Raw genomic sequence first — 11792 nt, 5'->3', positions numbered from 1 at the left:
ATTTAATCAAGGAAGTTACTGCTTGGGAAATACAAAGAAATCAACGCGATCGCACAGTTGATTGGCAGTTTACTACCACAGATGCGCGGATTAAACTTAAACGACTTTATCCCTCAATTATTTCTTGACAGACTAGTAGAAGAAGTTGAGAAAATAGCGATCGCTCATGAAAAGGTCTTTTACTGCGGACAACCCACAGATTTAACTTGGGAAAAGCTGGTATTCAAAGCATCCCAATCCCGGACAGATCTTTCTGCTCATGGATTTTACACCACTCCAGGACTGGAATTTGACCGCACCAAGGAAAAAGGACATCCCTTTGCCTACCATATCTGCGGTACCGCGATTGTTGAGACGACGCTAGATTGTTTGCGGGGGATTTATCAGATAGATGCGGTGAAGATAGTACACGATTTGGGGCGATCGGTAAATAAGCTTGTTGATATTGGCCAGGTAGAAGGCGGACTTGCACAGGGTTTGGGTTGGATGACAATTGAAGATTTGCACTTCAATGAAAAAGGTCAATTACTATCTAAGGATCTGGCGACTTATAAGGTACCTGATATCTACTTTGTACCAGAGAAAATAGAGATTAAGTTTTTAGAAAATGCCGATAATTCTCCTGCACCCTATGGTTCCAAAGCTGTAGGAGAACCACCGTTAATGTATGGGGTTGGGGTGTTTTTTGCAATTCGTCACGCTATGCGGGCGTTTCAGCCGCAGAGTGAGTTTGGGTTTAAATCGCCATTGACACCGGAGAGGGTACTTTGTGATTTGTGTGCAGAAGAGGTAGATATTTAAACCAGACCAGTCTTCAGGAGATAATAAATATCTACGTCGGATATCTGGGACATGGTGTGCTTGTAATACTTCAGGCTATTATACAAGCGTTTCAGCCACTGGGTGAGTTTCCTATGTATAGTTTATATTACTTAATTGTGCATCATATTTTTTATACCAATCTTCAATAACTAATAGAGATGCTCTAATTAATTTATCCCAATGTTCATCGTTTAGTTTAATTTGTTTATTTGCAGGTCGAAAATGAACGATAGAATTGCGAATTTTATATATTAAATCTCCATCTTTACCTTCCGAATTACCATCAATAAACAACTTGATTTCTTTTAAAAGTTCAATAGCCTGTTGTGGTGATTTATCTATAGACTCGTCCAAAAATTAAATTTGCGGAAAGATAGGATATAAAATTTTATATTTTAGATTAAAAAGTCTATGGAATATAGCTTTGAAATCTTTTACAACATAAAAAATAATGTCTATGCTTAAAATTTGAAAATCCTATCTTTTTTCTCTAAACTATCATCAACTATCTCAAACACTTATTCTTACGTTGATTGAATACATATGAATAACCTTTGAAATGCTTGTACAGCATGGATGATAAATTTATGGACGGGTCTTATGATACCATTAATTGCTTCATTATTCTTTTGGTCTCCAGCCAATATAGTTTTCGACATCAGCAGAAAATTTTAGCAATGAATATTGTATTTGCAAATTTTTATGAAAATTTTCTAGTCTTGATATACAAAATAATCTCTCGATACATCTATATACATCCAGAAAAGAGTATTTCCAGTAAATAGATACTAAACTGAATAGATTGCGATTCTTCAACAGAGAAAGAAATGGCAAAATTCTTTCACATAACCAGAAAATGCCAGACGAAATCCCCTCTAAGCATAAATTTTCCATGCCACTGATCGCGGTTTTGATCGCCCTTGGTCTTTGTGTCATATTTGGAGGAAATCAGGTTGCTAGTAAAGTTGCATTACAAGCTTTTCCACCTTTATTGTGTGCTGCATTTGCCTTTACCTTATCCAGCATCACTCTCTGGATTTATGCTCAGGTTGGCTCTATTGACCTACAACCACCGTCAATGTTAGTTTGGCGACTGCATTACATGTCTGCTGTCTTATTTATACTGTTCAATGCAACAGCTTTAATTGGACTAAAGTTTACCTTAGCAAGCAGAGCAAGTATATTTTTGGCAATTCACCCGTTTTTCGTTGTAATTTTTAACCTTTGGGCTCCGATAAGAGAACGAATAACTAGGGGACAAATTATCGGTTTATCTTTGGCATTTGTAGGTGTTTTGATTGTGTTTAGCGAGCGCCTCAGTCCACAAGTGGGGGTTAGTTGGGTTGGTGATACATTAATTTTGATTGCTGCTGCCTTGTTGGGATTGCTAATTGTGCATATTCGTAGAGTTACTGCCTGTGTTCCCCCAATCCAGGCAACTTTGTGGCAGATGGTCTTGAGTTTACCAATGTTTTGGTTGGCAACAATTTTGTTTGAGTACCCCCTAAATATCCCTAGGTTTTCCGAGTCATGGTTGGGTATTTTCTATATGGGGCTTGCAGTGAATGCGATCGCTTTTGTGGTGCGAGCGGAACTATTCCGTCGTTACAGTGCAAATACAGTTTCGACTTTTCTGTTTCTTACACCAGTCATTGGTTTAGTTTTAGGACATTTGTTTCTCGGCGAGCCATTGACACGGGCTGTGGGATTAGGAGCAATAGTTGTATCTTTGGGAGTTCTTATTGTGTATCGTTATACTTAGAGAATATATTAAAAGTTAAAAAGTTACACTTTATCTATTGGAATGAGAGAGCGAATGGGAGTTTTGCGATCTAAAAGATGAACTTTGAGTTCATCAATAGTATTTTATACTTCCCAACGTTGATGATATTCAATCACCAGTAGTAAAGCAGGGAACAAGGAATATCCGTCAAGCTAGTAATAAGGCGGTAAAATTCTGGTTCTTCATCACTGAACACAGCCCTAAAGGAGGGGACGCAAGGGCTGGATATTTTATTAATTTAAAGTCCCAATTGCACCAATCCCCACTACCTAACAGAAAACGCCTCACTAAATCGACGAGTTACAGGTTCAACAATAAAAGTCAAAATTGATTTTTTACGAGTGACAATTTCACCTGTTGCTACCATCCCGGGTGTAAATGGAACCTCTTGACCCTTAACCATCATTGCATGTTTGCTCAATTTAATTCTGGTAGGAAAAATTAACCCTAATTCTTCATCAACTGTGGCGTTGGGACTAATTTCAACTACTTCACCATTAACAGTTCCAAATTCTTGGAAGGGGAAAGTAGCCATTTTTACTTTCGCTTTCATCCCCTGACGGATAAAACCAATATCCCGGTTGCGAACTTTTACCTGCAACATCAATTCTTCACCTTCCGGTAGAATCGACAGCAACTCTTCCCCTGATTGTACTGGCCCTTTGGTAGCTTTAATGTTGTAGATCGTTCCAGAAACTGGTGCTGTAATAGTTTCAGAATTTTGGCGCTTCTTCGCGATTTCTAATTGACCAGTTATATTTGCAAGTTCTTCCTTGCGCTTGTTGATTTCCGTTAATATTTCACTTTGACGTTGGGAAATTAAACCTTTTGCTCGATTGCGAGCTACTTCATATGCTTGTTCGGCTTGTCGAATTTCTTGAGTTTGAGCAGCAATGTCCTTTTCTAAAGATTTAACCTTATCTTGTGCTTGTGTAATTCTGTTCTTGGAGTTAACTATTTGATCATTGGCTTTAGTAACCTCTGTGTTAGCGCGATTGAGTCTTTCTTGAGCTTCCAAATAATCAAGTCTGGGAACAGCTCCAGGTTCTGCTAGGATGCGGAGACTTTTCTCTCGTTTTTGAGCTAAAGTTTGTGATTTTTCGACTTTTTCCCGAATTTTTTCGGAATTGGCCAAATTAGATTTAGCGTTGTTTAAAATAATTTTGGCACTATTAAGATTTTCACTCAGACGACTGAGGCGAGCTTTGGCTTGTTTAATAACTGCAATTTGACGATTTGCTTCAGCTTCAGCACTAGCTTGACGCGATCTATAGTCTTGTAAACGAGAAGTCAACAACTCATTTTGTAATGGGTTTTGGGTGGTATTTTTTCCCCAACGTTCTGCATTTAAACGCTGTAAATCTTGCCTAATTAAAGCTGTATTTCTCACCAAACGAACAACATCTGTTTGTTTTATTGTTGGATCTCGCTCAATTAAAACTTGGCTTTTTTTAACTTCATCTCCTTCTTTAACTTTGACATCGAGGATACTTCCTTCACCAATAGAGGTCACGGGTCGTACCTGGGTTGCAGCAATTATTTCTCCAGGAGCGGTTGCGACCTCATCAATTTTAGAAAAATGTGCCCAAGCGATCGCACCACAAACAACAACACTGATTGTACCTGCGAGGACTCTGGTGTAAAGCGCTGGTAATTCTTGTACTGCTTTTCCTAATTCGTAGGATAGTTGTTCTTCTGGTCTGGCAAACTTTTGTTTTGTTTGGCGTGCTTGGGTTGCATTAGCTGCTAAAGGATATTTCATGTTACTAGGGAAGACAGCACTAATAGATTTTGGTTTTAGTATAGTGAATACCCTAAACTAAAATGTATTATTTGTAGCTATTTGGGGATTGGCGACTGGCGATTGGAGATTGGTGACTTAAGATTAGAATTCATCATCCATCACCCACTACCACATGACGCTTACGCGTCACGCCTTGCTAACATTGCGCCAACGATGCAGGCGTATACCCATTACCAATTACCAATTAACAATTACCAATTACCAATTCAAAAAATCAAAACTCAACAATCACAGGAGCATGGTCACTAGGTTTGGTTAACTTCCTTGGAGCAACATCTATAGTGCAACTTTTCGCCTGTTGGTAAAGTTCGGGGGTTAAATAATGATGATCGATTCTCCAACCTTTATTACGGGGAAATGAAGCTGCGCGATAATCCCACCAACTATAATTTTCTCCTTCTGTTGTGAACTTACGAAAAGCATCTGCGAAACCCAAATCTAAAATATCTCGTAAAGCTTGGCGTTCGGCGTCAGATGCCATTATATGATTATTATTTCGGGAATTTTCATGGATATCCCTATCTTCTAAAGCAATATTAAAATCACCACACATACAAATGTCTGGGGATTTTTCTAAGACTATACTTAAATATGTTTGTAATATTTTTAGCCATTTTAATTTATATTCATATTTTTCACTACCGATAGCCGAACCATTCGGTACGTAGAGGTTTACAATCCTAACTCCTTCTAATGTGCCTGTAATCACCCTTTTTTGGTCATCCCAATTTGTTTCTATATCAGGCAAAATTCCTTGAAAACCAGTAGAAACATTATCTAAAGGCTTGCGGCTAATTAATGCGACCCCATTATATGATTTCTGACCATACTTGTATAAGTTGTACCCAGTATCTTCAAAGGGCTTAACAGGGAAATCAGCATCTACAACCTTAGTTTCCTGCAAACACAGAACATCAACAGAATTTTGATTCAACCAATCCACAACATGTTCTAAACGAGTACGAATTGAGTTGACGTTCCAAGTAGCTATTTTCATTTTGAGTTGTTATTGATAACAGATAATAGGTAATCGGTAATTGGTAATATCTGTCAAGCTTTACCTTAAAAAATCTCAGCAAACTCTCCACAATTAAACAAAAATTGATTTGTAAATACGATTGTGAACTTTCAAAACACCTTGTTTTTTGACGATCAAACCTGACAACAGTAATTCTCTTTCTTCTGGACTATCAATTGCCATGATTTCTCCCCTATGCCAAATTTGTCGATACAGTTCTATTAACTGAGTTGATTGTTTACTTTGGAAAAGGCGATCTCTTATGGTTCTTAAATGCTCTGGTTCGTCTTGTGATTCCCAATTATCTATTATCTTTTTTTGTACTAAATTCCTAATCCATTCTACTTCTGTTTTACTATCAATATAAGAAAATGAATTGCTACAGATAATTTGACAGAGTTTTTGAGTCAAAAAAGGTTGACCGCTCGTCCATGCTAATACTTCTTTAAGTACTGTTTGAGGATTATTCACTTTCTCACTTAATCCTTGAAGTAAAGGCTGAGCTTCATGTTCTTTAAAGCTTTCCAGCTGAATTGCCCGACCGATATTAAATGGAGTTGTCTGGGTATGTGTCACTAAATCTGACGGAGTAGCAACTCCAAAAAGAGCAAAGGTTAAACGTTGATATTCGGAATTAATACTACGTTGATTGTAACAGGAACGAATTAAAGCAAAAAAGTCATTGACTGGGAATTTTAAACCCAAAATACTATCAATCTCATCAATAAAAATAACCAGTTTTTTGGGCGATATATCATCATGTTTAGCAATTTCAACAAGTAAAACTTCTTCGATAAATTGACTCAATCGTTGAATTGGAGAAATATCTCTTCGCTCATTCCACCAAGTTTTGAGATTAACCTTCCTCAGTAAACCAAAACTTCGCCATAGTTCTACTGTAAAGCCCTTGTACCATTGTTCGGGTGTCACATTCTCACTACCGATTCGGGTTAGATCAATCGCCCCACAACTAAACCCTTCATGTTGCAGATGATTCATCATTCGTACCATCAGACTGGACTTACCCATTTGTCGGGAATTAAGAATATAACAAAAATCGCCACGTTTTAGTGCCTTATATAAATGACGGTCTGCCGATCGCACTACATAAGTAGGAGCATCCATAGGTAAACTTCCTCCCACTTGATAGTCAAAATTTGCAGGTTGTTCGACACTTCTAAGTAATTGGTTTTCAAAAATTAGTTCTGCTTGGGTGGCTTTAAGAATTTGTAAGGTTTGTGATAGTTCGCGGGTACGTTGGGAAACTTTTTGTTCTAAGGTGCGGTTTGACTCGGCTAAAGCTTCTTTTGCTTGTTGTAAGTCAAGATTTTTGCGTGTTAATTGGCGAGTAAACTGAATTCGCTCAGATTCTGCTTGTTTGCGCTCTGTAATATCTTTAAAGGCACAGATAGCATAAACAATATCACCATGTTCGTCGAAAACTGGCGTAGCTGAAACTTCTAAAGGAATAATCTTGCCGTGGGAGCGAATTTCCATATCATCAATGGTTACATATTCCCCTTGTAGCGCCCGCATTAAGGGAGTTTGAGAACTGGGGTACAATTCTTCTGTTCCTGCTTTGTATGCCTGATAAATATCAATTAATTCCTCAGGATTATTAGTTTTTGTAATTCCTTTACCAAGTATTTGTTGCGCCATTTGGTTGGCGTAATAGGGTTGAAAATTAGTATCAACAACAAATATACCTACTGGGACAGCTTCCAGAAATTGGGCAATTCTCCTTTCAGTTTCACGTAACTCTAGTTGTGCGCGTTCGCGTTCGGTGATTTCTTGCTGAAGGTTAAGATGAGTTCTAATGCGAGCTAGCAATACTTCTTTAGCGATCGGTTTGTTGAGATAATCGTTGGCTCCTATTTCCAATCCAGTCACTAAATCTGAAATGCGATTTTTGGCAGTTAATAACACAATGGGCAGTTCGTTGAGTTGCCAAGAAGAGCGAATTTTTCGCGTAACTTCATAGCCGGTCATTCTTGGCATCATTACATCCAGCAAAATTAGGTCGGGTTTGGGATCTTTTTCCAGAACAGCTATGGCTTCTAAACCGGATGAAACTTCGGTAATCTTATAATTGTGCAGTGATAAATAGTTTACTAATACCTGGCGATTTATTAACTCATCATCCACAATCAAAATGTGCCATGGTTGCGATCGAGTAGTTTGAGAGGGGTCATCCCCTAGTTTTTCAATAGAAAATTCTTCCCTATTTTCCCCTTTGTGTACCACGGAACTTTCTTCCCACAAATTATGGCTTATTTGGGATTGGGAATTAATCGATAATTCAATCGATTGTTTCGCAGCCTCATACCTTGGATGCGGTGAAATTGGTAAGGTAAATGTAAACTGCGAGCCTGAACCAAATTTTGACTGGACGGTGATTTCTCCCTGGTGTAATTCTACTAATTTCTTGGTAACTGCTAAACCCAAGCCCGTACCACCATAAACCCGATCGGTAGAACCTGCGACCTGTTCGAAAGATTCAAATATTCGGTCTAATTTATCTTCTGGAATGCCAATACCTGTATCCTTAACTGAAATAGCCAGATACTGATCTAATAATTCTGCTGTAACTTCTACAGTGCCACTTTCAGTAAATTTAATTGCATTACCAACTAAATTATATAGAATTTGTTGCAAGCGATTTTCGTCAGCATTTGCTGGCGGTAAATCAGGAGAAATATTATTAATCAACCGCAAAGCTTTCGAACCAATAAGAGGTCTAGTGTGAGTAATAACTATTTCAGCTATTTCTCGCGTTCCTGTTGGTTTAAGCTTTAGTTCAATATCTTTGTGCTTAATCTTAGAAAAATCCAAGATGTCATTCACCAGGTTGCTTAAACGTCGACCGCTAGCAACAATTAATCCTAGATTGAACCGAGTTTGCTCGGGTAGTGAACCAGTAGCCCCATCAATTAAAGTTTCGGCAATTCCAATAATCCCATTAAGGGGAGTTCGCAGTTCATGGGAAGTATTGGCAAGAAATTCATCTTTTAAGCGATCCAGATTTTGTAACTCGATATTTTTAGTTTCTAGATTGGCAAATGATATTTCTAAACGTTGATGGGATAACTCTAATTCCCTTGTCATTTGATTTAAAGAGCGGGCGAGCACCCCAATTTCATTTTGAGTTTGAATCGGGGTAGTAGGTAAAGACTTATAATTACGCTTCTGGATTTCTGCACTTACCAGACGTGCAGTGTGGGTAATTGCCGTAATAGGTTGGGTAATTTGGCGAGCCAATAGAAATATCCCTAGCATTAGCATTCCAGATAGAATCATGCCGTTTAGCCAAATCGATTGAGCGAGTTGTCTTGCTGGAGCAAAAGCTTCTTTTTGGCTAATTTCTCCCAGTAATGCTACATCGCGATCGCCCAACCAGCGATATACTCCTATTGATGGTACACCTTTGTAATTCTTGTAAAGCCCTCGACCGTTACGACCATGTAAAGCATTAGCAATTCCTTGACTATAAATCCCATCAGGAAATTTCTCTGAACCAAACTTTTCTGCTGAAATAAAACCAATTTGACCCGATGGATTACGACTTAAATTGGCTGCAAGGTAAGTTTCTCCACTTTTCCCCAAGCCAGAACGCTCTCTGATGATTCGATCGACACGATCCAAGTTTAAATGGGCAGCAAGTATTCCCAATCTTTCACCAGAAGAGTCTAATATTGGCGTTTGTAAGGTAATTAAAGGTTTTTCTTGGAAAACAGATAGATAAAAATTGAATTTAATATTATCTTTAGATTCTGGGCTTATTTCACTGAATTGAGCCAGAGGTTGATATTTATTAATTTCTTGGGGGTTAGTGGAAACAAGAGTTCTTCCACCTTTGGCAAGAATGAAAATATCCTCTAATCCTGACTGATATTGTTTAAAGGATTTTAAAGATGCTTGAAGGCTAGATTTTGCGCTTTGGTACTCAAGTTTGGTGCTGCTAGAACTCAAAATTATTCTAGCTTGGGTTGTAACTTCTGGAAGCTGGGCAAGGGATAAAACATCATCTTTTTGATTGAGAAGCCAATGTTGTAGTCCATCATCTTTAAGAGAAACTGCAATCTCTAATCGCTCAAAGACAGATTTTGTCAGAGATTGTTTAGCTCGCTCAAAGGCAAGATATCCCACAAGTGACAGCACAATCAAGGACAAAATTAAAAAAGAACTAACAAGTTGAATTAGCAAGCTTTGTTTCCAAAATTTCATGCTTTACTCTTCTTGAACTAATTACAACTACTATTAATTAATATTTTGCCACCAAAAAAATATGTCCTTGATTTTCTCAATTGCTTCATCTGCTGCAGCCTCAGGTGACAGACCATCGATAACTACCCGTTTCATGGTTTGACCCCAAATATTTTTCCTGTGAACTTCAGAGTACGCGGGATTAAAAACTTTGTTTAAGGGACGGGTGAAATTTTCTTTTAACTGCTTTGCTGCAATAAAAACATGGGGATCCGCAGGATTAATCCAGAAAGGATCTTGCCAAAGTATTGGCATCACAGGATACCAACGTCCAGCGGCATTCTTAAAATATGTTTTTAGGATTTCTGGTTGGACGAAATACGATAAAAAATTCTTAGCTGCTTTTTTATGTTTAGATTCAGCAAAAAGTACCAACTGTTTAAATGCAACCAAAGATGTCATTTTTTGCCCGTCTGGTTTTTTGGGGAACTCAATTGTCTCTATTTGTTGGAAGTAAATCTCTTGGTCTGTCTTCTGGGAAGCAGGAATTGACATGGTGGTATTTTCAACCACAACTGCATTTTGATTGAGGAATTCGATATTGTTATCAGAAGGTCTCCAGTTTACGCTTTTAGGGGGCACATATCCATCTTTATAGAAGTTTGTTACCCATTCCAGAACCTTTATTAATCCTTGGCGTACCTCTGGAATATCCAATTGCAGTTGTCCTTTTTCATTTAGTATTTTGACGTTATAAGCTTCCAGAAATTGTTCAAATCCATAAAAAGTATCACTAGTAGCTTCTGTCCCCATTGGTAAAGCCAAAGCATAGATTTGTTTTCCATTTGCTTCTAACTTTCTCTGTACTTGTTTCCAAAAATCCCAAAAAGCATCCCACTCATGGGGAATATCCGAACTCTTAAAACCCGCCTCATTTAATAAACTGCGCCAGTAGTGGAGATGAACAGAGCTTTGCTTAAACGGCACCGCATAATAAGAAAATTTTTGACTTTTTTGGTTGTAAACATATGCAGATCTCAGAGCAACAGGATCGTAAATATCCTGAAGTGGTTCCACGACATCGGAAACATCTGCCAATTTTCCTTCCCATGCCCAACTTTGAGTGAGTTCAAAGTCAGTTCTCATAGAAAAAAGAATGTCAGGAGGATTTCCAGCTTCAATAGCTGTAAAGGCTAATTTGTGAATATCATTTTCACTAATTATTTCCAGTTTTACGGGAATATGACTTTTTTCAGACCAATCTGCGACTATTTTTTTTATTGATTTATCTTCTGTAGCAAAGTAACCTTGGTTCCACCAAATTGTAAGAGGACGATCGCTGTATGATAATTTTGATGTTGGCTCAAAAGTTTGACTGTTAAAGATTGCCAACAGTAGTGTAAGTATGAATAAAACAGTTAATACATATTTACGTAACATCAGACTCGTCCTAGAGCTTAAAAGCTAGTTTTTACAGAACTTTGAGACTAATACCCTTAAATATTTCCTTTTGACGCGCCCTTATGGTGAAATAGAGTAAAGATTGGGTTTAGATATATTTTGTTTGGTTTTGAGCGAAAAAAAATAACCCCCAACGAGATCGGCGAATATTAATTTTCTAAGGTTTAATTTACCTTTTAAAACTAAATTACCAACTCATTGCCTAACCAGTTAATAAGCTGTCATATTTATTTATTTTGTATATTGCATGTGAGTTCATATTTGTACAAATCTGTTATCAAATCCCTTACAGTTTTTGGTAAAATCATTTACTTTGTTTTTGAATCGCAAAAAATAAGTGTACCTTGAAGTTCAAATAAGAAGTGAGTTTGGAGTCGTATTTTCTAACATCATATTTAAAATTATTATTTTGCCCCGCCACAAATGACAGAACAGCAATTCAGCAATTATTGCGTAGCAAAGATTTAACCTTACTCGAACAAGGTATTAGAAAAAAAAATAAAGTATGAAGAACAAATTTAACGATTTATTCAATATCAATTTCTACTAAATCCTGTCCACCAACAAGTATCGTCTTAGAAATAACAAATCTGCATCAGTTATCCTCCTAAAGATAATACTGACAAAAATATACGTAACATAAGTTACATAATATAAATGAAATGAGCATTATTTTATACTCCTAAAGGTAGATGTAAATT

The 11792-nt window shown here is 37.4% G+C and carries 7 protein-coding genes and 1 pseudogene; 3 read left to right on the top strand and 5 right to left on the bottom strand.

What is annotated here, in order from left to right; genetic code table 11:
- Window positions 1–128 (top strand): annotated as a pseudogene (locus QNJ50_RS26935) (IS630 family transposase); the annotation flags it as partial.
- Window positions 82–801 carry a molybdopterin cofactor-binding domain-containing protein gene (locus QNJ50_RS26930; protein WP_300641758.1) on the top strand — a complete coding sequence of 240 codons (720 nt, stop codon included), beginning with the start codon at window positions 82–84 and terminating at the stop codon, window positions 799–801. The pseudogene QNJ50_RS26935 and the gene QNJ50_RS26930, both read left to right, overlap by 47 nt.
- Before the next feature lie 111 nt (window positions 802–912).
- Here QNJ50_RS26930 and QNJ50_RS26925 read toward each other — a convergent pair whose 3' ends face one another.
- Window positions 913–1176, bottom strand: coding sequence for a hypothetical protein (locus QNJ50_RS26925; protein WP_300641756.1), 264 nt, complete (start codon window positions 1174–1176; stop codon window positions 913–915).
- Window positions 1177–1678: 502 nt separating this feature from the next.
- Here QNJ50_RS26925 and QNJ50_RS26920 point away from each other — a divergent pair.
- The gene (locus tag QNJ50_RS26920) at window positions 1679–2584 is read left to right on the top strand and encodes a DMT family transporter (RefSeq protein ID WP_300641753.1); all 906 of its coding nucleotides are present in this window, start codon (window positions 1679–1681) and stop codon (window positions 2582–2584) included.
- A gap of 286 nt (window positions 2585–2870) precedes the next feature.
- On the opposite strand, the gene QNJ50_RS26915 is transcribed toward QNJ50_RS26920, so the two are convergent.
- The 4 genes from QNJ50_RS26915 to QNJ50_RS26900 form a co-directional block, all read right to left on the bottom strand.
- Window positions 2871–4367: an HlyD family efflux transporter periplasmic adaptor subunit gene (locus QNJ50_RS26915; RefSeq protein WP_300641750.1), complete on the bottom strand. Its 1497-nt coding sequence runs from the start codon at window positions 4365–4367 to the stop codon at window positions 2871–2873.
- A 256-nt stretch (window positions 4368–4623) separates the two neighbouring features.
- Window positions 4624–5406, bottom strand: coding sequence for an exodeoxyribonuclease III (gene xth / locus QNJ50_RS26910; protein ID WP_300641747.1), 783 nt, complete (start codon window positions 5404–5406; stop codon window positions 4624–4626).
- A 93-nt stretch (window positions 5407–5499) separates the two neighbouring features.
- Window positions 5500–9651, bottom strand: coding sequence for an AAA-like domain-containing protein (locus QNJ50_RS26905; protein WP_300641745.1), 4152 nt, complete (start codon window positions 9649–9651; stop codon window positions 5500–5502).
- A 33-nt stretch (window positions 9652–9684) separates the two neighbouring features.
- Window positions 9685–11070: an ABC transporter substrate-binding protein gene (locus tag QNJ50_RS26900; protein ID WP_300641743.1), complete on the bottom strand. Its 1386-nt coding sequence runs from the start codon at window positions 11068–11070 to the stop codon at window positions 9685–9687.
- Window positions 11071–11792 lie beyond the last annotated feature (722 nt).

Source organism: Mastigocoleus sp. MO_188.B34 (genome assembly GCF_030065675.1).
Lineage (GTDB): Bacteria > Cyanobacteriota > Cyanobacteriia > Cyanobacteriales > Nostocaceae > Mastigocoleus.
The sequence above is the reverse complement of the archived record's forward strand: the minus strand, read 5'-3'. Positions and strand labels throughout refer to the sequence as shown.

Excerpts from the sequence above, each read along its gene's own strand:
- QNJ50_RS26930 (WP_300641758.1), top strand. The coding sequence starts at position 82 with ATGCGCGGATTAAACTTAAACGACTTTATCCCTCAATTATTTCTTGAC.
- QNJ50_RS26920 (WP_300641753.1), top strand. The coding sequence starts at position 1,679 with ATGCCAGACGAAATCCCCTCTAAGCATAAATTTTCCATGCCACTGATC.
- QNJ50_RS26915 (WP_300641750.1), bottom strand. The coding sequence starts at position 4,367 with ATGAAATATCCTTTAGCAGCTAATGCAACCCAAGCACGCCAAACAAAA.
- xth (WP_300641747.1), bottom strand. The coding sequence starts at position 5,406 with ATGAAAATAGCTACTTGGAACGTCAACTCAATTCGTACTCGTTTAGAA.
- QNJ50_RS26905 (WP_300641745.1), bottom strand. The coding sequence starts at position 9,651 with ATGAAATTTTGGAAACAAAGCTTGCTAATTCAACTTGTTAGTTCTTTT.
- QNJ50_RS26900 (WP_300641743.1), bottom strand. The coding sequence starts at position 11,070 with ATGTTACGTAAATATGTATTAACTGTTTTATTCATACTTACACTACTG.